This is a genomic window from Paenibacillus xylanivorans (assembly GCF_001280595.1).
GTDB lineage: Bacteria > Bacillota > Bacilli > Paenibacillales > Paenibacillaceae > Paenibacillus > Paenibacillus xylanivorans.
Genome location: NZ_LITU01000070.1, coordinates 328655 through 351286, shown reverse-complemented (window position 1 = coordinate 351286; position 22632 = coordinate 328655). Strand labels below are relative to the sequence as shown.

The 22632-nt window shown below is 48.6% G+C and carries 20 protein-coding genes; 13 read left to right on the top strand and 7 right to left on the bottom strand.

Annotated elements, in window-relative coordinates:
* The first annotated feature begins 32 nt into the window (after positions 1-32).
* Genes AMS66_RS21395 through gcvPB form a run of 7 tightly spaced genes read left to right on the top strand, consistent with a single transcriptional unit; the run spans position 33 to position 10106 of the window.
* Entirely contained in the window at positions 33-1295 is a 1263-nt protein-coding gene (locus AMS66_RS21395) for an ABC transporter substrate-binding protein (RefSeq protein ID WP_053782703.1), read from the top strand.
* A 24-nt stretch (positions 1296-1319) separates the two neighbouring features.
* Entirely contained in the window at positions 1320-2309 is a 990-nt protein-coding gene (locus tag AMS66_RS21390) for a carbohydrate ABC transporter permease (RefSeq protein ID WP_053782702.1), read from the top strand.
* Positions 2309-3121: a carbohydrate ABC transporter permease gene (locus tag AMS66_RS21385; protein ID WP_053782701.1), complete on the top strand. Its 813-nt coding sequence runs from the start codon at positions 2309-2311 to the stop codon at positions 3119-3121. Before AMS66_RS21390 ends, AMS66_RS21385 begins: the two co-directional genes overlap by 1 nt.
* Before the next feature lie 29 nt (positions 3122-3150).
* The gene (gene ebgA / locus AMS66_RS21380) at positions 3151-6276 is read left to right on the top strand and encodes a beta-galactosidase subunit alpha (protein ID WP_082350845.1); all 3126 of its coding nucleotides are present in this window, start codon (positions 3151-3153) and stop codon (positions 6274-6276) included.
* Positions 6269-7051 (top strand): SDR family NAD(P)-dependent oxidoreductase, encoded by a 783-nt coding sequence (locus tag AMS66_RS21375; protein WP_053782700.1) that lies wholly within the window; start codon positions 6269-6271, stop codon positions 7049-7051. The genes ebgA and AMS66_RS21375 overlap by 8 nt, the downstream gene beginning before the upstream one ends.
* A 49-nt stretch (positions 7052-7100) precedes the next feature.
* Positions 7101-8501 carry an aminomethyl-transferring glycine dehydrogenase subunit GcvPA gene (gcvPA, locus tag AMS66_RS21370; RefSeq protein ID WP_053782699.1) on the top strand — a complete coding sequence of 467 codons (1401 nt, stop codon included), beginning with the start codon at positions 7101-7103 and terminating at the stop codon, positions 8499-8501.
* Positions 8502-8528: 27 nt separating this feature from the next.
* Positions 8529-10106 carry an aminomethyl-transferring glycine dehydrogenase subunit GcvPB gene (gcvPB, locus tag AMS66_RS21365; RefSeq protein WP_053782698.1) on the top strand — a complete coding sequence of 526 codons (1578 nt, stop codon included), beginning with the start codon at positions 8529-8531 and terminating at the stop codon, positions 10104-10106.
* A 185-nt stretch (positions 10107-10291) separates the two neighbouring features.
* Here gcvPB and cidR read toward each other — a convergent pair whose 3' ends face one another.
* Complete coding sequence (cidR, locus tag AMS66_RS21360; protein ID WP_053782697.1) at positions 10292-11176, bottom strand: cidABC operon transcriptional activator CidR; 885 nt, start codon at positions 11174-11176, stop codon at positions 10292-10294.
* Positions 11177-11341: 165 nt separating this feature from the next.
* Between cidR and AMS66_RS21355 the strand changes: the two genes are divergently transcribed.
* The 5 genes from AMS66_RS21355 to AMS66_RS21335 all read left to right on the top strand — a co-directional run bounded on the left by AMS66_RS21355 (position 11342) and on the right by AMS66_RS21335 (position 14768).
* Entirely contained in the window at positions 11342-11713 is a 372-nt protein-coding gene (locus AMS66_RS21355) for a CidA/LrgA family protein (RefSeq protein WP_053782696.1), read from the top strand.
* Entirely contained in the window at positions 11710-12390 is a 681-nt protein-coding gene (locus AMS66_RS21350; RefSeq protein ID WP_053782695.1) for a CidB/LrgB family autolysis modulator, read from the top strand. The genes AMS66_RS21355 and AMS66_RS21350 overlap by 4 nt, the downstream gene beginning before the upstream one ends.
* 105 nt (positions 12391-12495) lie before the next feature.
* Positions 12496-13014, top strand: coding sequence for an AbrB/MazE/SpoVT family DNA-binding domain-containing protein (locus AMS66_RS21345; protein ID WP_053782694.1), 519 nt, complete (start codon positions 12496-12498; stop codon positions 13012-13014).
* A gap of 143 nt (positions 13015-13157) precedes the next feature.
* Positions 13158-13853 (top strand): Crp/Fnr family transcriptional regulator, encoded by a 696-nt coding sequence (locus AMS66_RS21340; protein ID WP_053782905.1) that lies wholly within the window; start codon positions 13158-13160, stop codon positions 13851-13853.
* Positions 13854-13931: 78 nt separating this feature from the next.
* Entirely contained in the window at positions 13932-14768 is an 837-nt protein-coding gene (locus AMS66_RS21335; RefSeq protein ID WP_053782904.1) for a DNA alkylation repair protein, read from the top strand.
* A 122-nt stretch (positions 14769-14890) separates the two neighbouring features.
* On the opposite strand, the gene AMS66_RS21330 is transcribed toward AMS66_RS21335, so the two are convergent.
* Positions 14891-15277: a DoxX family protein gene (locus AMS66_RS21330; protein ID WP_053782693.1), complete on the bottom strand. Its 387-nt coding sequence runs from the start codon at positions 15275-15277 to the stop codon at positions 14891-14893.
* 410 nt (positions 15278-15687) lie between these two features.
* On the opposite strand from AMS66_RS21330, the gene AMS66_RS21325 reads away from it, so the two are divergent.
* Positions 15688-15972, top strand: coding sequence for a winged helix-turn-helix transcriptional regulator (locus AMS66_RS21325; protein ID WP_053782903.1), 285 nt, complete (start codon positions 15688-15690; stop codon positions 15970-15972).
* Between the two features lie 114 nt (positions 15973-16086).
* Here AMS66_RS21325 and AMS66_RS21320 read toward each other — a convergent pair whose 3' ends face one another.
* The 5 genes from AMS66_RS21320 to AMS66_RS21295 form a co-directional block, all read right to left on the bottom strand.
* The gene (locus tag AMS66_RS21320; protein WP_053782692.1) at positions 16087-17091 is read right to left on the bottom strand and encodes a Gfo/Idh/MocA family protein; all 1005 of its coding nucleotides are present in this window, start codon (positions 17089-17091) and stop codon (positions 16087-16089) included.
* A 68-nt stretch (positions 17092-17159) separates the two neighbouring features.
* Positions 17160-18818: a glycerol-3-phosphate dehydrogenase/oxidase gene (locus tag AMS66_RS21315; RefSeq protein ID WP_053782691.1), complete on the bottom strand. Its 1659-nt coding sequence runs from the start codon at positions 18816-18818 to the stop codon at positions 17160-17162.
* A 392-nt stretch (positions 18819-19210) separates the two neighbouring features.
* The gene (gene glpK, locus AMS66_RS21305) at positions 19211-20698 is read right to left on the bottom strand and encodes a glycerol kinase GlpK (protein ID WP_053782689.1); all 1488 of its coding nucleotides are present in this window, start codon (positions 20696-20698) and stop codon (positions 19211-19213) included.
* A 23-nt stretch (positions 20699-20721) separates the two neighbouring features.
* Positions 20722-21300, bottom strand: a complete 579-nt coding sequence (locus tag AMS66_RS21300; RefSeq protein WP_053782688.1) for a glycerol-3-phosphate responsive antiterminator — start codon at positions 21298-21300, stop codon at positions 20722-20724.
* Positions 21301-21554: 254 nt separating this feature from the next.
* Entirely contained in the window at positions 21555-22322 is a 768-nt protein-coding gene (locus tag AMS66_RS21295) for a GTP cyclohydrolase II (protein ID WP_053782687.1), read from the bottom strand.
* Positions 22323-22632: the final 310 nt, after the last annotated feature.

The following is a 22632-nucleotide window of genomic DNA, read 5'->3' as shown; positions in this document are numbered from 1 at the left end:
ATTATAAACCTCATTTACAGGGAGCTGACAATATGAAAAAGAGATCTCCACTCATTGTCCTTGCAACGACGCTGGTGGTATGTATGCTGTCTGCATGTGGCGGTAACGCCGAAACAGCCAATCCGGAGAACGGCGGTTCGAATCAGACGAATACGCTTCGCTTTGCAACCTGGGATACGGGGGACGCACTCAAAATTGAGCAGGATATTGCCAAAAAGTTTGAAGCGGAACATCCTGGAACAAAGGTGCAGGTTGAGGCCTATGCGGACGGATTTGACCAGAAGCTTGCCGCAGGTTTTGGAGCTGGTAACCCGCCGGACGTCATGTACATGTGGGACTTCCCTACCTACCATCAATCCCTGGAACCACTGGATAGCTACGCAGAAAAGGATAAAGACCTGAAGATAGATGACTTTTACAAAGGGTTGTTCAACTATGGAAAAATTGACGATAAGCTATACGGCATTCCGGCTGGCTTCACAACTCGGGTTGTCTACTATAACAAGAAGCTCTTTGATGCTGCCGGTGTCCCTTATCCTAAAGACGGATGGGAATGGAGTGAATTCCAGGATATCGCTAAGAAGCTGACGGACAAATCCACGAAACAGTACGGCTTCGGTGCCCGTGCAGAGAATGATACGTATGACTTGCAGGGCTTTGTCTGGAGCAACGGTGGCTCCTTTATTTCCCCGGATGGTAAAACCATCGAAGGCTACATGAACAGTAAGGAAACCGCTGAAGCTATCCAGATGTTTGGTGATATGGTGAAGAACGGCACCGCCGTGCTCACAGGTGGCAAAGGCCAGCAAAGCGGTGATGATATTTTTAAAGGCGGTAAGATCGCCATGTGGGAGAGCGGAATCTGGCCGCTTGAATCATTTAAACAAGCGGGAATTGATGTAGGCACGGTCGAAATTCCGGCTTTTCCTGGCAAACCGGTTAAAGGTGTACTGGCCGAATCTGCGCTGTCTATTGCCAAAGACTCCAAGCACAAAGATCTGGCATGGGAATTCGTTAAATTTTATGTCTCTAATGAATCGATCAAAATGCGCGTTGCTGACCTGCCAGTACGACAAAGTGTTGTAAATGAGCTCAAGAAGGATCAAGATCCGCTCTACAAACCTTATTACACCATGCTTGAACGTTCGGACAATACACCTGCATTTCTACTCAATCCGAAGTGGAATGAAGTGAACCGACAGCTGTCGGCTGCGGTGGAAGCAGTGATGCACGGTAGCAATGCCCAAGAAGCGTTGAATCAGGCGGTTAAGGACAGCGAGCGATATTTGAAATAACAATTGTAGAAAGAAGGTTAGGAGATGGCTCAGACCTACCTGCAGAATACATCGGAACCGACAGCTACCCTTAAGGCCTTGAAAAAGCGTCGTAAATGGGGTGGGGTTGCTCCCTACCTCTTTATCTTCCCTTGGATATTTGGATTTGTTGTCTTCACTTTAGGACCCCTGCTGTTTTCACTGGTCATTTCATTTTTTGATTGGCCCATCGTCGGTAAGGTGACTTTTATCGGTCTAGACAACTACGTAGAGATGTTTTCGAATGATCCGCTTTTTTGGAAATCTCTATTTGTAACACTGAAATTTGCAGCCCTGTTCGTTCCGCTCAATATTGTAGTCGCTCTCGGACTTGCGATGCTGCTAAACCAAAAGGTAAGAGGAAGCGCCATTTTCCGTACGGCATTCTATCTCCCATCTGTGATCTCAGGTGTGGCGCTTGCTATGATCTGGTCTTGGGTATACAGCGGAGACTATGGGATTCTGAACTATTTCTTGTCTGTCTTTGGCATTCAGGGGCCCGATTGGCTGAATGATACGAACTGGTCACTTGTTGCGATGGTCGTTGCCAGCCTATGGGGTCAAGGATCCATGATGCTTATTTTCCTAGCTGGACTTAAAGGCATTCCAAAGGATCTGTACGAATCCGCCTCAATCGACGGAGCAGGAAAGATCCGGAAGTTCTTGAGTATAACCATTCCGATGATTACGCCAACGCTTCTCTTCAATCTGATCACATCGATTATTGCGGCATTCCAGCAGTTAACTCTGGCTCTGCTCCTTACGGGAGGCGGGCCGTTGAAATCAACCTATTTCTATGCGATGTACATGTATGAGAACGCTTTCAAATATTTCAAGATGGGTTACTCTGCTGCCAACGCCTGGTTTATGTTCCTGATTGTGCTTACCTTGACGTTCCTGGTATTCAAATCGTCGGAAGCCTGGGTGTTCTATGAAGGTGAAATGAATAAGAATCCGCAGAAGAAGCTTAAAGCCAGTAAAAGGGGGCGGTCCTGATGAAAAAAGTATTTGCATACGCGTTGCTGATTTTGTTCTCACTGCTGTTCATCGCCCCACTCTTCTGGGCGGTGACCACGGCGCTGAAATCACCGCAGGAGCTTTATCTGTTTCCTCCTAAATGGATTCCGTCCGACTGGAAATTCAGTAACTTCGCAGAGGCATGGAACATCCAGCCCTTTAATTTATTTTTAAAAAACACACTGCTCGTTACGGTTTTATCCACCATAGGTCAGCTGATATCCTGTACGCTCGTCGCTTACGGCTTCGCCAGATTTCAGTTCAAAGGGCGTGATTTCCTATTTCTTGTCGTTCTGGCGACCATGATGATTCCTTGGGAAGTAACGATGATTCCGCAATATATGGAGTTCAACTATTTGGGTTGGATCAACACACTCAAACCGTTGATTATTCCGTCGTGGTTCGGCTCTGCCTATTATATCTTTTTGTTACGGCAGTTCATTATGACCCTGCCCCGGGAGCTGGATGAAGCAGCGACGATTGACGGCGCTAGTAAAATGACGGTTCTGCTTCGAATCATTGTGCCGCTAATGGGTCCTTCGCTGATTCTGGTCTCCGTATTCCAGTTCATGGGATGCTGGAATGACTATCTGGGGCCGCTCATTTTCCTGAATGATCAGTCAAAATATACGCTAACGCTTGGCCTATCTCAATTCAAGGGCATGTACGGCGTTGATATGCAGTCCATCATGGCTATCACCTGCTTAATCTCGATTCCGCCGCTTGCAATTTTCTTCTTCGCCCAGCGTTACATTGTCGGCGGAATTGCCACGACAGGCATTAAAGGATAAAACACACAGAGAGGATGGGAATGACTATCATGGATGTTATGAACATGGGGCGCGACTGGGATAACCTCAGCGTGCTGGAGAGAAATCGTGCGAAGAGTCGCTCCTATTTTATTCCTCATTCCAATAAAGAAAGCGCTCTGAACTATGACAGAGGAAGCTCTCCGTGGTTCAAATCGCTGAACGGTATTTGGAAATTCCAATTTGCTGAGGGGCCTGAGCTGGCCCCCCCGGATTTTCATCAAAATGAATACGATACCTCAGGTTGGGATGATATTCCTGTCCCTGGCCACTGGCAGTTGCAAGGCTACGGAAATCCGCATTACACGGACCTTTACTATCCCTTCCCTGTTGATCCTCCTCATGTGCCTAATGATAATCCAACAGGTAGCTACGTAAAGGAATTTACACTGCCAGACTATTGGGATGGAAGAGTTGTTTCACTTAAGTTCGACGGTGTAGATAGCGCCTTTCATGTATGGCTGAATGGGTCGTTTGTAGGGTACAGCCAAGGCAGTCGCCTGACATCAGAATTTGATCTGACCCCTTACCTGAAGGCGGGAGTTAACCGATTGGCAGTCCGGGTTTACCAGTGGTCTGATGGTAGTTATTTGGAGGACCAGGATATGTGGTGGATGAGTGGCATTTTCCGGGATGTCTATCTGGTTTCCGAGCCTTCAGCGTTCCGCATCACGGATTATCGAATTGTAACAGAGCTAGATACAGAGTTTACGAATGCGGTACTGTCGGTCCGATTAGACCTTGATGGAGAAGAAGTTCAGGGCAAGGTACAGTTGCAATTGCTGAATAAGGTTGGAGCGCAGATCCTGTCTGCTGAGAAGAATCTAAACCATCCTTCAAGGGTCGAGTTCAATCTGCCTGTGGCGAAGCCTTCCTTATGGAATGCCGAATCTCCTTATTTATATCATCTGATCATTTCGGTGGTAGATTCGAAGAATCAAATTATAGAAACAATTGCCCAGCGAGTCGGGTTCCGCCGTGTGGAAGTCAAGGATGGGCAGTTCTTGGTGAATGGCGTAGCGATCCTTCTCAAAGGTGTGAACCGACATGACCATCATCCAGATACGGGACGAACCGTTACGGTATCCACCATGCGCGAAGATATCCAAATGATGAAGCAGCACAATATCAATGCGGTGCGGACGGCACATTATCCAAACGACCCGCGGTTCTATGATCTATGTGATGAGTATGGGCTATACGTGATGGAAGAGACGGACCTGGAAACGCACGGCTTCGAGCCGCTGGGCAATATTTCACGTCTTAGCGACGATCCGGCTTGGAAGGATGCCTATGTTGACCGTATCCGCCGTATGGTGGAGCGCGACAAGAACCACCCTTCCGTAATTTTCTGGTCGCTTGGCAATGAATCCGGCTTCGGCTGCAATTTCCGCGCGATGTCTGAGTGGTGCAAAGCCAATGATTCCACACGACTTATCCATTATGAAGAGGACCGTGAAGCGGAAGTGTGTGATGTGGTGAGCACGATGTATTCTTCTGTGGAGAAAATGGAAGGCTTCGGCCAGCTGACAGATCATCCAAAGCCGCATATCCTATGTGAATTTGCTCATGCAATGGGCAATGGACCCGGAGGGTTACGAACGTATTTTGACACATTTGATGCTTATCGGCGCCTTCAAGGCGGCTTTGTCTGGGAATGGATCGACCATGGGCTTAGCAGAACAACAATCGATGGCAAGGCTGATTATGCTTACGGCGGCGATTACGGAGATGTACCGAATAACAGTAATTTTGTTATTGATGGGCTGGTTCGTCCAGACCGCACCCCCTCTCCGGGACTCATTGAATATAAGAAAATCATCGAACCTGTGAGGGTCCAATTGATAGATGCAGGAAAGGTTCGCGTAACGAATCGGTATGATTTCGTGACACTGGATCATCTCCAGGTCCACTACAGTGTCACGGCTGATGGACGAACGGTTAACAGCGGTGTACTCGTACTTCCGCAGGTTGGTCCAGGTGATAGCGCAGACTTGTTGATTCCAAATTTGGTAGATCAGCAGTCGATCCTTCTCGATCCGGGTACGGAAATGTGGCTGAATGTCGGCTTCACGCTGGCAGCTGACTGCGCTTGGGCGGCGCAAGGGCATGAAGTAGCTTGGGCACAGTTTGCACTGCCGACTCATTCAAGCTCAGCCGTATCTTCCTTGTCGCAGCTGTCTGGAGAGCAGAAATTGTCAGTCACCGAAGAAGGACGCGAGCTAGTCCTTGCGAATGATCGTTTCCGTATTTCGTTTAATCGTCTACGTGCAGGGTTTACGTCCCTTCGCCTGAACGGAAAGGAACTGATTCAAAAGGGACCACGGCTGAATTTCTGGCGCGCTCCAATTGATAACGATATGTATGTGCTTCCGGATTGGCGCAAAGCTCACCTCGATCGACTGACAGAGCGGATAGACGACTTTCGTTGGGAGCAGCTGGACGAAACGTCAGCACGTGTTATCTGGACTTCTCGCATAGCACCACCCGTCCACGATTGGGGATTCCGGTGCGAGACTTCCTATACAGTTACTGCAAGTGGACTAATCATTATGGATGTGAAGGGAATGCCGGAAGGAACACCCCCTGCTATGCTCCCGAAAATCGGTCTTCAAATGGAAGTTCCAGGTGATATAGACCGTGTGAAATGGTATGGGCGTGGGCCGGGTGAGAGCTATTCAGATAGCCGGGAGGCCGGACGCTTCGGCATATATCAGAGCAGTGTAGATGGGTTGTTCACGTCGTATATCTATCCTCAGGAGAACGGAAACCGGACAGATGTAAGATGGGTGTCGATCGCTGATGGAGCAGGAATTGGTCTGCTGGCAGCAGGAGTGCCGACACTTGATTTCAGCGCCAGACGTTACACGGACAGCGATCTGGAGAAGGCGCAGCATATGAGCGATTTGGCACCTCGTGATTTCATCACACTGAACCTGGATTACAGACAGAATGGACTGGGAAGCAACAGCTGCGGCCCAGCACAGTCGCCAGAGAATACGGTTACGCCGGAAGCGTTCCAGTTCCGCATCTTGCTTCAGGCATATATGGCAGAGGATAGCTCTCCTGAACGGCTTAGCCGCCGAATAAGTATAGAAGCGATGCAACATGAAATGGAGGAGAATAAGCATGCTTAATACACAGGACGTTTTGAATTTATCTGGCAAGGTAGCCGTCATTACTGGTGGGGCATCGGGCATTGGGCTGGCTACTGCTGAGCTTCTGGCAAGCTTCGGGGCACATGTTGCCTTGATTGATATCAATGGGGCTGCGGGTAACGAGGCAGTCGCCAGTATCCGTGAACAGGGCGGTGAGGCTAGCTTTTACTGCTGCAACGTGACCTCTTCCGCTGACTGTGAACGCACAGCATCAGAGATTGAATCAGTGCTTGGAGGGATTCACATCCTGTTCAATAATGCAGGCGTCATCCGCCGCAAAACGGTTACCGAGTTGGATGAAAGAGACTGGGATCTTGTACTGGATGTCTCGCTCAAAGGCGTCTTTCTCCTCTCAAAATATGTAATTCCCATTATGGAGCATAGCGGCGGAGGCAGCATCATTAACACTGGCTCAGGCTGGGGACTGAAAGGTGGAGACCGCGCAGCAGCTTATTGCGCGGCAAAGGCAGGCGTTGTCAATCTGACGCGTGCGATGGCTATCGACCATGGCGCAGCGAACATTCGAGTCAACTGTGTATCACCAGGGGATACGGATACACCGCTCCTGCGTGACGAAGCGAAGCAGCTGCAGCAAGATGAGTCAGCATTTCTGGTTGCCTCTGCAGGAGGCAGACCGTTGGAGCGTCTAGGTACACCACGTGATATCGCGAATGCCGTATTATTCCTGGCGAGTGATTTGTCCTCATGGGTAACGGGTAGTGTGCTCGTTGTTGACGGAGGCGGAATCGCTTAGGGCGGATAAGGAAGAATATTTTCTCAACATATGAACGGAGGCGTTAATTGTGGCTGACAACAAAATATATGCCCATCCCTATATTCCAAATACCGTTCCGGAGGTCCGGGACGCGATGCTAAAAGAAATTGGTTTAACGTCTATGGAGCAGCTCCATGACGCAATTCCTGACAGCCTGAAGCTGCAGCGGGAGATGGACATTCCGCCAGCCATGAACGAGTATGAACTGCGCCGACATATTGATGGACTGCTAGCGAAGAACAAGCACGGTGCTGATTATCTTAATTTTCTAGGCGCAGGATGCTGGCAGCATTTCATTCCGGCTGTATGCGACGAGATTAATCAGCGTTCTGAATTCGTGACAGCCTATGCTGGAGAGCCTTATGAAGACCATGGCCGGTTCCAAGCCCTGTTCGAGTATCAGAGCCTGCTTGCTGAGCTGGTGGACATGGATGTCGTGAATGTTCCAACCTTTGACTGGGCTCAGGCGGCTTCCACTGCGATCCGTATGGCGGGGCGTATTACAGGGCGCAAGATCGTGTTGCTCCCACGTTCCGTAGATCCAGACAAGGCGGCGATTATTCGAAATTACTGCACTCCGGTCATGGATATCCAGTATGTTGACATCGATCAGGCAACAGGAAGAATGGATCTGAATGATCTTCGTAGCAAGTTAAGCGACGATACAGCTGCGATATACTTTGAAAATCCCGGATACCTTGGAATCATTGAGGACCAAGGAGCTGAAATATCTGAGCTTGCTCATAAGATAAATGCGGTTTCTATTGTAGGTGTTGACCCCATATCACTCGGAGTTCTGGAGCCACCAAGCCGTTACGGAGCGGATATCATTTGCGGAGATTTGCAGCCGCTGGGTATGCATATGAACTTTGGAGGCGGTCAGGCTGGTTTTATCGCAACACATGATGAGGAAAAGTTCGTAATGGAATACCCTTCACGGCTATTTGGCATCGTGCCAACCGAGGTGGAGGGCGAATATGGCTTCGGGGATGTTGCCTATGAACGTACCTCATTCGCTCTTCGGGAGAAGGGCAAGGAATCGGTAGGAACCCAGACCGCTTTATGGGGCATTACAGCAGGAGTATATTTGTCTCTTCTCGGTCCAGTCGGAATGCAGGAGGTCGGCAGTACGATTATCCAGAAATCGCATTACGCTGCGAAGCAGATGTCTCTAATTCCAGGTGTATCTCTTCGCTTCGAAAATGGCACCTTCTTCAAAGAGTTTGTCGTTGATTTTAACGAGACGCATCTTACCGTTGATCAGATCAACCAGAGATTAATGGAGACAGGGATTTTCGGCGGTAAGGATCTGTCTTTATCCTACCCAGGGTGGGGTCAATGTGCGCTCTACTGCGTCACGGAAACGCATACCCAGGCGGATTTGGACCGACTTGTCGATGCTCTTCGTTCCATTGTTAGCACATCATAATGATTATATAGAGGAGGACTGAACGCCATGAAACGGATTCGCAGAGACCATAAGGTTCGTAAGTTTCACCAAGCGAAATGGGATGAGCCCGTTATCTTTGAACTTCATCGGCCAGGAGAGCGGGGCGTCATCCCGCCGGGGACGGAAGCAGCTGTAGCCGCTGAAGTAGGTAGCGCGGAAGACAGCATACCGGCGTCCATGTGGCGGCGCAATACGCCAGCTTTGCCAGAAATCGGGCAGGCCAAAGTACTGCGGCATTATCTGAGATTATCCCAGGAAACGCTGGGATCAGATATGAACGTGGAAATCGGGCAGGGAACCTGCACGATGAAATATATTCCCCGGATTAACGAAATGCTTATCCGCAATCCACGTATGACTGAGCTTCATCCACTACAGGATGTGGATTCTGTTCAGGGCATGCTCGAAATATTCCATAATCTTGATCTGGCAATGCGAGAGATTTCCGGTATGGATGCTTTCTCCTTTCAGCCGAGTAGCGGAACCCAGGCACTTCTGGCTATGGCCTCCATCGTCCGTGCCTATCATGATTCGCGCGGTGAAGGTGAACAGCGTGATGAGATCATTACAACGATCTTCTCTCATCCTTCCCAGGCCGCTACAGCTGCCGTTAAGGGATATAAGATTATTACGTTACATCCAGACGAAGACGGATTCCCGGACCTTGAGAAGCTGAAGAACGTTGTCTCTGAACGGACGGCCGGATTTGTTGTGGCTAATCCAGAGGACACAGGCATCTATAACCATCGTATCCGCGAGTTTACGGATGTGGTGCACGAAGCGGGTGGCGTCTGCTATTATGATCAGGCTAACGCGAATGGTCTGCTAGGGATTACACGAGCGAAGGAAGCGGGCTTTGATATGTGCTTCTTCAATCTTCACAAAACCTTTGCTGCGCCCCATATGTGCGGCGGTCCTGCAACAGGCGCTCTCGGGGTGACAGACGTCCTGAAGAGTTTTATGCCTGGGCCATTGGTGGATAAAGAAGCGGGCGGACGGTATATCTTGAAAGATCAAACTGAAGTCAGCATTGGTAAAGTGCGTAGTTTTCACGGTGTAGCCCAAACCGTACTCCGCTCCTACGCCTGGATTATGAGTCTCGGACCAGATGGTCTGAAGGATGTCGCCCAGGTTGCGGTGCTGAATAACAACTATTTATATCATAAAATTGTTCAAATACGTGGAGCGAGCGCCCCGTATGTTCAAGGACGCCGTTTAGAGCAGGTCCGCTACAGCTGGAAGCAGCTAACCGATGAGACTGGGGTGACGACGGAGGATATTACGCGGAGAATGTGCGACTTCGGCCTGCATTACTGGACCTCCCATCACCCATATATTGTTCCACAGCCGTTCACACTGGAGCCAACCGAATCCTATTCCAAGGAAGATCTCGACGAATATATCCATGCGCTGGAGCATATCTCGAATGAAGCCTATACACAGCCAGATATCGTCAAATCGGCTCCGCACAGCAGCACGGTGCATCGCAATGATGAATCATCTTTGGACGATCCGAAGCAGTGGTGTATTACCTGGCGTGCATATTTGAAGAAAACACAGCCCGAACTTCAGGAACAACATTAGCATGTATGCAGCACCCTACTTTAGTGTTCATATAGAGGAGCATTAATATTACCAGTTCTATAAATAGACAGAAAAAAATGACCCTCAACACGTGTTGAGGGTCATTTTAGTATACATTCCATAGCTTCAGTTGGAGTTAAGATACGATTTTTCCCGTCCCCTCTCCCCCATTCACACCGGATTTCTTACTCACTCAGCATGGACTGTGTGAAACTGATCCACTCCCGGGTGGCGAAGGACAAATATCGGTCCTTACGCCAAATCATGCCGAGCTGCCACGGAATTACGGGCTCCATCACGGGTATAATGCGTACACGCATATGATCCACCTCACGGCATATCGTCTCTGGCAGCAACGCCACACCTAGATTGGCTGCTACCATCGCACTGAGCAGATCCCACTGGGAGCTCTCATACACTACCCGGGGCTGAAATCCCACATGCTGACAGGCTGCAATAATCCGGTCATGCAGCGCAAAATCTTCCCGAAACAGCACAAATGCATCATGCTCCAGTTCACGCAGAGCAACCGACTCTTTACCCGCAAGCGGGTGCGAAGGATGGACGAGCAGATTCAGCTTCTCTTTCACAAAAACAAAATGATCCACTAGTTCATCCACCGTTGGCAGTACAGCAACACCAATATCCAGTGCACCGCTGATGACATCTGCCTCCACTTTTTTGGCACCATCCTCGAAGAGTTGAATGGTCACTTGCGGATAGGCTTTGTGAAATTCACCGATAATCATCGGAAAAAAGCTGGACCCCACCATCGGTGGCAGACCAATCCGCAGATGTCCTTTCTTCAGATTCATCAGATCGTCCAGCTCGGACGACAGACTGCGAAATGATTTTTCAATCTCCAGCGCCTGCCGGAAAAAGACATGTCCCGCATCCGTCAGCGCTACCTTCTTGCCATAACGATCCAGCAGAGTTACGCCCAATTCTTCTTCTAGGCTTTTGACCGTTTTGCTAATCGTCGGTTGTGTAATGAACAGCACTTCGGCTGCTTTGGTGAAGCTTTGCTGCCGGGCAACTTCCAGAAAATATTGCAAATGGCGGATATCCATCGTCTGATCCCCATCTCTCATAGATAAATGGAATGGTAAACATTCTTAATATGCATTTTACTCATGAAAGAATGCGATGTAAAATTTGTTATATCAAACAACGTTTCCATTCATTTTCATAAACATCTCAAAATCATTATGTTAATTATACAAGGAGGGATTAAAGTGAAGAAATGGGGCCTTGGCATTTTGCAAGTTGCGCTCTTAATGGCCTTTTCACTGCTCATGGACCAATTGGCCCGTGCTCTCCATCTACCTGTACCCGGTTCCATAGTTGGCATGATCGTGCTGTTCATTCTGCTTCAGACCCGGGTTGTGAAGCTGCGTTGGATTGAAATTGGAGCCGCCTGGCTGCTCGGTGAGCTGTTGCTGTTTTTTATTCCCTCAGCCGTCGGCATTATGAACTACATGCCCATGTTGGAGCAAGACGGACTGCAAATTCTGTTTATTGTTCTGCTTAGCACATTTTTGGTCATGGCCTGTACGGGACTTGTTGCCACCCGAATCGCCAAACGAAAGGAGCGCCATACCGGATGATTGGATTTCTCTGTCTCTTGTTAACCGTCGGTATATATTGGGTCGCCAAACGCATGTATCGTAACCTACCCAAAGTTTATCTGTCTCCGCTGCTGATTACGCCGCTGCTTGTCGTCGGTGTGCTGCTCGCAACAGGTACGGATTACGCAGCCTACAGCAGTGGCGGCAAATGGCTAAGTCTTCTGCTTCAACCGGCAACGGTGGCCTTTGCCATACCGCTCTATACGTTTTTCCATGTACTCAAAAAACATATTTCCGAGATCGTCTTCAGCGTTATGACAGGCTCCGTGGTGGCGGTCCTCTCTTCTGCCCTGCTCGCCAAATGGCTGCGTCTGGATTCCGGACTCATTCATAGTCTGATCCCGAGATCGATTACGACTCCCATTGCGATGAATGTATCGGCTACCATTGGAGGCATTCCGGCTGTTACGGCGGTTTTTGTCATCATGACCGGTCTGCTGGGGGCAATTATGGGGCCTTCCATTGTGAAAATGCTGCGTATTGATGGCGAAATCGCACGTGGAACGCTGCTTGGAACCGGTGCCCACGGAACAGGCACATCCAAGGCATTTGAGCTCAGTTCGCTGACGGGAACCATCTCCAGCATCTCCATGGTGCTGGCTGCGTTGTTCACTTTAGCAGTTGCACCTATACTTTCCAAACTTATTTTCCCATAATAGCTGGAAAGATCCCTTTTATTTGAAATATTATTGTTGTATTAAAGCCCTTTCTTCCTTACAATAAAGACAGGTTTTAATTGAGAATATTGCGGGGGAGATGCGATGAAAAGAACCGGAATGAAGAGATCTCTGGACCGCCTCGGACGAATCGTCCTTCCCAAAGAAATGCGGGATACGATGGAAATCCGTATTGGCGATCCGCTCGAGTTTTTCATTGAAGGGAAAGAGTTGATTTTGAGAAAGTACAAATCAACGTTATGTATTTTTTGCGGTGATGTGGATACGGAAATGTATTTCAAAGAGCAATTCATCTGCCGGACTTGTGCAATTCAATTAAAACACCCGGATGACACTCCCGACTGGTTCGTACCTCCGAACAAACAGGCTCCTGCACCCATGGAGCGTCCTGCTATCGAGTCCGCAACAGTCCCACCTCCTTCAAGGGAAGAAGGGACCACAGCTGCCAACCATGAGTACCCAGACCTGCGGCCGAAAACCGCACGCATGTTGCAACAGATGAAGGAAATTGTTGAACAGAATCCCGGTTTGGCTCAACAGCAAATTGCGGAAAAGCTTGGCATCAGCCAAGGACGCGTCTCCCAATTAAAAAAATTGCTATAAGAAAAACGTCTTTCTAGGGAATTTTTTCGATTATTTATAATCTGGAGACCTTCCGAATGAAGGAAGTCCTACTGCAAGAGAACCCTTTGATCACTGTGGGTTCTTCTTTTTTTTATACTCATACGGCAATGGAAAGGAGTTCTATGGATAAAATCCGGTATTTGTCACAATTCAACCTTATGTCCTGCCTATCAGAGGCAGACCTGGCGGAAATGGACAGCATGACATCCATTACAACCATGCCGAAGAATACAATCATCCAGACACCCGATACATTTGCAGAAGGCTTCTATTTTGTCAAAAAGGGAAGAGTCCGTCTGTACACGTTAAATGAAGAGGGAAAGCAGTTTACATTCGATATTTTGGGTGAAGGGAATGTGTTTGGCGAAATGAACGGCATTTCACTTGGCACACGTTCCGTATATATCGAAACTATGGAGGAATGCGATATTTGCCTGATGAACAGGCAGCGTTTTGAACAATTTCTTATCGACCACCCCAAGTTTATGATGAATCTGATGAAAGTACTCAGCGAGCGAATCAAGGGCATGAGTGAGTTGACACAGAAGCTGGCCTTGGGTAACCTGCATGACAAAATTATGCATAATCTCGTTCGACTGACTGATCAAATAGGATGGGTGGAAGAAGACGACTTCTGCCGGATCAATCTTGCACTGACCCATCAGGAGATTGCCTGGATGGCTGGAGCCACGCGTGAGTCTGTCAGTGTTACCCTGCAAGATCTCGCAAGGATTGGTCGTATTCGAACCGGATTCAAATCCGTTGCTGTGCATCGCAACGAACTATCCGCATCATTCCGAATTCACACCCAGTTGTAAGGTGCATTACATCTTGTTTCTGCTGCCTGCTGTATCGTGTAGACAATGAATCTACATACTACAAGGAGAGGTACAATGATGGATGCAAAGATAGACCTGGATATACCCGAGGACGTTCTTCTACGCAAAGGCGCCCGTAAAGGGGCTGACATTCCTGATCACGTCCGCAATCTGCTGCAATCTGGACATACCGAATCGGTAAACCTGACGGAGTGGCTTGCTGTGGACCACATTCTCCTTTTTCAGCAGGTTACCCATGAACTAGGAATGGATGCCGAATCCCGCGAGATCACGGAGCAGTTAACACAGATGAATGAACAGCGAATCATGAAAATCATCCCCGCTATTGCCATTCAGTGGCTCGCACTTCTGGAGCGCCGGGGAGACGATGAGCGAATGCATCATTTTCGTTCCCTTGCAGATCATAGATCAGATAGTGTACGCTGCTGGGCAGCCTATATCATCGGATTCGATTCCAACTTGAATCTGATTGAAAAGCTGGATCGTATCAGACCCTTTGCAGCGGATCATCACTTTGGTGTAAGAGAGATCGCCTGGATGGCTGTTCGTGAGCCAATCACGACTGAACTATTAGACGCTTTAGCGTTTCTCTCGGATTGGGCGATAGATCCTGAACCGCTGATCCGCCGGTTTGCCATAGAATCGACAAGACCGCACGGTGTGTGGGCCAAGCATATTCAGGAGTTAAAAGAAAACCCAGCGATCGCTCTTCCCCTGCTCGATCATGTTAAATCCGATGCTCATAAATATGTGCAGGACTCTGTCAGCAACTGGCTGAACGACGCTGGCAAAACCAACCCGGAATGGGTTCGTAAGGTATGTGACACTTGGATACAGCAATCGGATACCAAGCATACACTGCGGATCATCGCACGTGGTCAAAGACGCCTTTAATTTTTAAGCAATCCGTGTACGGGAAACTCCCCTCGGCAATAAAACACGAAAAAAAGATGACTATCGCTACATCACAATGGTCATCTTTTTCAATATCTTCACTCCAGAGTTCTTCCCTTCCCTTAGACCTGCACGAGATCCATATCCAATTCTTCTGCTTCCAGTTTACGCATGCCCATAATCAGAACGACAATGTTGGCAACCAATAATACTGCCGGGAAAGGAACAGCTGCATATTGTCCATAAATCAGATGACTTCCCACAGCCCCAATCAGAATGAACGTCAATACTCCTGAAGCCAGAACACGAGTACGTGGAATCAACAGTCCCACTGCACTGAGCAGTTCCGCTGCGCCAATGAGATACATCGTCCATGTAGGATAGGAGAAACCTTCGAAAGTCTGCACCATCATCTCTGCTCCACTAACCTTGTTAAACCCCGCCATTACAAACACACCCGCAAGCACCACCAACGCTATATATCCCAAAATTCTTAAGCCCTTGTTCATATGTATAATCCTCCTGAAAATGAATGTCCATATCCATCTGTTGTATAAAACGATCTATGTAAAAGTTACAGCGTAACTCTATTTTAAAAATTAGCAATTTTCACTACGAAATTGGTATGTGTTGATATTGTACATATTAATAATCATTAACTTACTTTTATGAAGTGAGTATATAATAATAACATTATTTATTCAAGTAATTTTTTGACGATTAGTGTATAATACATACAAAAGGTTTGTTACAGTAATATCTGTAGTAACATGTTGACTTCGTCCCTTACTTTGGTCAGAGCGGCAGAAAGCCACGTACTTTTATATATACGAACAAATCCATCCATACTTGAATCGAGGTGAACACGTTGAAGCTGAGAAAAGTAAAATCGCCAAGTCCCTGTCTGATTACTCAAGCCATGGATATCATCGGTAAGAAGTGGGTGCTGCTGATTATGTACCAACTGTTATCCGGACCCAAACGATTCACAGAGCTGGAAGCAGAAATGGCGATTAGCGGTCGTTTGTTGTCCGAACGTCTGAAGGAAATGGAAATGGAAGGTATCGTAACCCGGCATATGTATCCTGAAATTCCGCCCCGCGTAGAGTATGAATTGACGCCCAAAGGCAGAGCCATTGAACCCGTCATCAATCAGATCTACAACTGGTCCTCAGACTGGTTGAAACAGCAGCAGTCTACGTAGAGCCAGATTCTGATTCATGTTCAACATAAAGACGCCTGAATTGAACTGATCTTCAGATCAGTCCAATTCAGGCGTCTTTTTCATGGATTTATATTTCTTGTTACGTTATAAGAATTAATGAGAGAGATGTTTAGAGCGCTGAAGCTGTACCGGCAATCCCGAATCTGCCGAAACCAATGCGGCCGTTGTAATCTCCTGTGTACGGCAGGCATCCGCATAATCGGACAAAATCCGTGAACGATCTCCGGTACGAAGGGCATGAATGAATGCTTCATTTTCCCGCTCATACGGGTTATGCCCAGCTGGTATCTCCAGACCTGCCATCGCATGAGGGGCAGCACTTGGCAGAAGAAGACGTTCAGGCGTCCAATCCCAGACTCCGGCATCCGTGTAGAACTGGAGCCCTGCGCCGCCCTCACCATCTGGCAGCAGGCAAGTGTTGGCAATGCTTGCGATGGCCCCACTCTCCAACTTAAGCGTTACATTCGCTACATCAGCTACCGTGACATGTTCATGTTTCTCATGCATGCTACGCTGGGCCGCTACTGCATATACCTCTGTCACTTCGCCAGCACAATACCGCAGCAAATCCACGATATGGGTCGTCTGTTCCACAAATTGCCCTCCAGAACCGTCCTGACGACGCCACCAGGCGACTCCCGGCATTCCACCCATCCAGCGTCCAAGCGCCATGCCGACGGTCTGCTCCTGCATCGCTTGTTGCAGTACCTGTGCAGCCTCCTGATAACGGAAATGATAGCCTACGGACGTCAATAATCCGGACTTCTGTACCTGATCCAGCACCTGACGAGGAATATCCATGCCTGTACTCAACGGTTTCTCCACCAGGAACGGGATACCCCGGCGAATCAATTCAGCTTCAATCGAGCCGTGAGACATCGGAGGCACACAGATATAGACCGCATCCAGCTTTTCACCATCCAGCATATGTTCAAGTTCACCGTAGCCAACAGCATCATAGACGGAAGCCATGGCCTCCGCCTTCTCCAGCGTTGTTCCACAAACAGCTGCTACACGAACGCCTTCCATTCGTGCCAGAATATCTGCATGTACCTTGCTGAACCAACCTGTTCCAATGATTCCAATCTGTAATGTCATAGATGTGATCCCCTCTCCTTGTTACACGCTTACATGTTCCATTCGACCCCCAGATGCGAAATCCTGCATTAAATTTGGCCCGATGCTTCCAAGAGTAACTGATCCAGCTCCTGCGTAAACCACGTGGCTTGCTCCTCAGGCCAATCCATGCGTTCAGCCATATACTGAATCACCGCTGCCTTATACTGACGGACTTCATCAATGCGGAAAAACAGGTCACCGGTGCGTCTCACAAAAAAGTCTGCCGGTGTTACAGCCATCTCCTCGTCGATGGCATAACTCAGCATCAGGAGCAGTTCCTGCGGCAGACCATGCAGCTCGGCCTTTGCCCGCGGATCAGGCATTCGCTCGTACAGTGCATCCACATTGGAACCATACCTACGGGCTAATCGCTCCGCAGCAGATCGGTCGAGTCCCAGTGAGACCCCGTCCTTGATCTTGCGTTCAGCATACGTACCAAATCCAGTGGAACCGCCAACATGGCCTCCGGAGATTGGCATCTCTTTCGTTATACATGGCTCAACGGATCTTCCCGTCTCCTGCTCCAACTGGCGGGCAGCCAGATCAACAACCATCTCGGCCATTTTGCGATACCCGGTTAATTTGCCCCCGGCAATTGTAATCAACCCCGAAGGGGCTACCCAGACTTCATCCTTGCGTGAAATTTCAGAAGGCCCCTTGCCTTCTTCATGAATAAGAGGACGTACACCCGCCCAACCGGACTCCACATCCTCGGCACGAATCCGTACGTCCGGGAACATTCCGTTGACGGCATCAATGACATAATCCCGATCTGCCTGGGAGATTAACGGGTGTGCGGGATCATCTTCAAAGACGGTATCTGTGGTTCCTACATAGGTTTTCCCATCCCGCGGAACAGCAAAGACCATTCGTCCATCCGGTGTATCAAAATATACGGCCTGCCTTAACGGGAAACGTGTGCCGTCGAATACCAGATGAATACCTTTGGTCATCTGCAATGTTTTGCCTTGGCGGGACCCATCGATCTTGCGCAGCTCATCCACCCATGGACCGGATGCATTAATCACTTTGGTTGCCCGCAGATCATAAGATTGACCGCTAATCTGGTCCACCGCCTGAATGCCTGCAATCACCCCATTCTCCTTCAGGAATGCGGCTGCCTTTACATAGTTGGTTGCCTGTGCGCCGCGCCGTACTGCTTCCTTCATCACTTCAATGGTAAGCCGGGCATCATCCGTCCGGTACTCCACATAGCGTCCACCACCCAGTAGCCCCTCCTTGCGCAGCAAAGGCTCACTGTCCGAGACAGCTCCGGCATTTAACATTTGACGTCGTTCACTGCGCTTTACTCCGGCAAGCCGGTCGTACACCATCAGGCCAATGGATGTGCTGAAGCGGCCAAACGTGCCTGCCGTATAGATGGGAAGCAGCATCGGTTCGGGTGTCGTCACATGCGGCCCATTCTCGTACACCACCGCTCGCTCCCGCCCCACCTCAGCCACCATCTTCACTTCAAACTGCTTCAGATACCGCAGACCGCCATGCACCAGCTTGGTAGAGCGACTGGAGGTGCCTGCCGCAAAATCCTGCATTTCCACCAGTGCTGTCTTTAATCCGCGGGATGCTGCATCCAGTGCAATGCCAGCACCCGTGATTCCTCCGCCAATAATCAATATGTCAAAATGTGCATTCGCCATTCGATCCAGATATTCGGTACGCTTTTCTGCCGAGAACGATGCTGTCATCCCGATTCCTCCCATTCATTACCTTTGTTTTACCCACAAAAGCACAAAAAAAGACCACGTCATTCGCTGCAGCAATTGCTGAGCGGTACGTGGTCTCTCCCGATCTCCAGACATCATTTTTTTAACTTGTGCCTTAATCCTATCACACATTTCCGGCGGCGTGAAGGCCTGAAATGACACATTATTCAAAAAAAATTCAAAAAGTTGTTCTGCCTGCGGATGGAATTTCAAGCTGATCCACTAATCATTTATTTTTCCTTATAGTGGGTATATGTTTTCTCTTCTCCAGGAAAATAACCCCTGTAAGTTATGCATCATTTTCCACCAATAAATATCATTTATTGTATAAGTTTAACGAAAAAGTACAAATGTCCATTTCACGTACTCTCCACTCATTTAAAGACCATCGCTGCCTTCACCGCACGTTGCCACCCTGCATACAGTTCTGTTCGCTCTTCTTCAGCCATAACTGGATGGAAGATACGCTCCGTATTCTCGTGATCCGCCAATTCTTCAGCGCTATTCCAATACCCAACTGCAAGTCCTGCCAGATAAGCCGCACCTAATGCCGTCGTTTCGTTCACAGTGGGACGCTCAACAGGAATATTCAGAATGTCACTCTGGAATTGCATCAGAAAATCATTAGCCGCTGCTCCCCCATCCACGCGCAAGGCATTCACCGGAATACCTGAATCGGATTCCATTGCCGCCAGTACATCCTTGGTCTGATACGCCAGCGCTTCCAGAGTTGCACGGATAAAGTGTTCTTTGGTCGTTCCTCGCGTCAAGCCAAACACCGCTCCCTTAACCTCACTGTCCCAATAAGGGCTTCCCAGACCCACAAATGCTGGCACCATATAAACGCCATCTGTAGAGGGTACGCGTGCTGCATACTCCTCACTATCTTTGGAGGAACGAAGCATCCTTAAGCCATCACGCAGCCACTGTACTGCTGAACCTGCAACAAAGATGCTGCCTTCCAGGGCATACTCGATCTTGCCATTCATTCCCCAGGCAATGGTTGTGATTAGCCCATGGTGGGACTGCACCGGCTGTTCTCCGGTATTCATGAGCATGAAACATCCGGTCCCGTACGTATTTTTCATGCTTCCCTTTGTGTAACAGCCCTGACCAAATAATGCCGACTGCTGATCTCCTGCTGCTCCGGCAATCGGAATCCGATGACCGAAGAAGTGATATTCAACCGTATGTGCGTACACCTCAGATGAACCGTGCACCTCCGGCAGCATCGCTTTGGGAATGTCCAGAATCTGCAGCAATTCCTCATCCCATTGCAGATCATAGATGTTGTACATTAAGGTGCGGGAAGCATTGGATACATCGGTGACATGTGTACCGCCGCTCAGCTTCCAGATTAGCCAGCTATCGATCGTACCAAACAGGAGTTCACCCTTCTCTGCACGCTCCCGGGCACCAGGCACATGATCCAGAATCCACTTTACCTTGGTTCCCGAGAAGTAAGGGTCAATGAGCAGTCCCGTTTTGCGATGAAAAAGGTCACCCAGTCCCTTCGCTTTCAACTCATCACAAATATCAGCCGTTTGTCTCGACTGCCAAACTACTGCATTATAGATGGGCCGCCCCGTCTCTTTGTCCCATACCACAACCGTTTCCCGCTGATTCGTAATGCCGATACCGGCAATCTGAACCGGCTTGATTCCACTTTCGGCCAGACATGAAGCCATCACCGCCAGAATGGAGCTCCAAATTTCATTGGCGTTCTGCTCCACCCAGCCCGGCTTGGGAAAGTACTGCGGAAATTCCTGCTGTGCAATATGCACAATCTCCCCGCTCCGGTTAAACAGAATAGCCCGGGAACTCGTCGTCCCCTGATCAAGAGCCAATATATATTTTTCCATACAGACAACCTCCTGTTGTGGGATTACTGCTTATATTCTGTATGCGATTTCTTGTAGTGCCGAATCAGGTCCATGTTGGAAGTGGTTACTGCGGTAGCTCCGGCTTCCAGCGCCAGCTCAACCTCTTCGGGTGAGCGGATCAACCCGCCTGCAATGATGGGGATACCTGTCCGTATAGATACTTCTGCAATAATATGCGGGATAACACCAGGCAGTACTTCAATATAATCCGGCTGGGTCTTGGACAGCAAAAGATAACTTTTCTCCAGCGCATTTGTATCCAGCAGAAAAACGCGCTGAATGGCTGTAATCCCTTTCTGCTTTGCCTTCTGAATTACACTGGCTCGCGTCGAGATCAGTCCTGCCGGGCGAATATGCTGGCATAAATACTCCGCGGCATATTCATCGTTTTTCAGTCCCTGTACCAGATCGGCGTGCAGTAATATTTTCTTGTCACGCCGCCGCCCTTCCTCAATCAGACTGTGAAGCTGAGCCATGTGCGTATCCAGCATAACCCCATAGGTGTAAGGGCCTTCAATCATTGCTTCGAACTGCTTCATGCTCTTGGCAGCCGGTAACACATATTGTCCCTCAAATGGCACCCTCGTTCCTCCCGCATAAATCAGATGCCTATATTGTATAGTTCGTATGGTGTGAACAGCAAGCGAAGTCAAGGTTGAAAAATAATTTCTTGGCGTAAGACTGGACCGTTTCACGCTCTAAACTCAAAAAAAGCTGTTCATGTATACCCTGGAAGGAGCATACACGAACAGCTTAAATTGTCCTGTCTATTGAACAGTATTACAAACAGACTTCATGGCAAAATCATGCTGAATGATCCATCAGGTTCATCCTTTTAAGCCTGGGCATGCGGAAGCAAGGTTTCTTCTCCAGCCCAGCCATCATTCTCTGCCAAGTGACCGGAACGGCTCACTTTGGTCTGCAAATATTTTTCGTTGAAGGACGAACGATCTCCCCACAGCGGCACACGTCCACCCACATTCAGTCCCGCTTCCTGCAAAGCAGCAAGCTTGCGTGGATTGTTGGTGATCAATGTAACGGGTGCTGAACGAAGCGCACGCAATACGGCAATGGCATCATCATAATTACGAGCATCGTCTGTGAACCCAAGTTGCAGGTTGGCATCAACGGTATCCAGACCTTCTTCTTGCAGCAGGTATGCCATCGCTTTGCTGAACAGACCGATGCCACGGCCCTCATGGTTCGCCAGATAGAACAGTGCGCCTGCTCCGTGGGCGGCAATCATCTTCATCGATTGCTCCAGCTGGAAGCCGCAGTCACAGCGTTTGCTGCCAAAGATATCGCCTGTATGACAGATGCTGTGCATCCGAATCAGCGCTTCTTGCGCTTCGGCAAAGTCTCCATAGACTAATACGCTGGATTGCTGGCGTTCTGCCAGTTCGGCAGTAGCAAGCGATTCGATCAATTCGCCACTTTCCATGGCTTTCTCCGATTTCATCCAGCTGTACCACTGGAACGTATGTGTCTCTCCATCGAGATTCACCGGAAGTTTGATTGGACCCACGAGGTATATGAATTCTTTTCCACTCGGAAAAGTCTGAATTTTGGGGGCAAGCAGTTGAATAATATGTGAATTAATCATTAGTAAGTTCCTCCTGTTAAGCTATCTTTGATTATGAATTGATTCGCATCCAGACGAAAAATGGATCACTGAACGGCATACCATACGTATCTATATTATTGTCATCATCATTAGTTACTTTATGTAAGCAAGTTTAAAATAAAAATTATATTGTGTCAAGTAACTTTTGTTTTTAAAGTAACTAATAAATTTATGATACGTAACCGACACAAATTTGTGTTTCATTTCAGGAATATTGGGTATGAGTTTATAAACTGCTCATACACTTATGTTGTAGTCCATCGCACTTCATGCCTCGAACTTAACGATG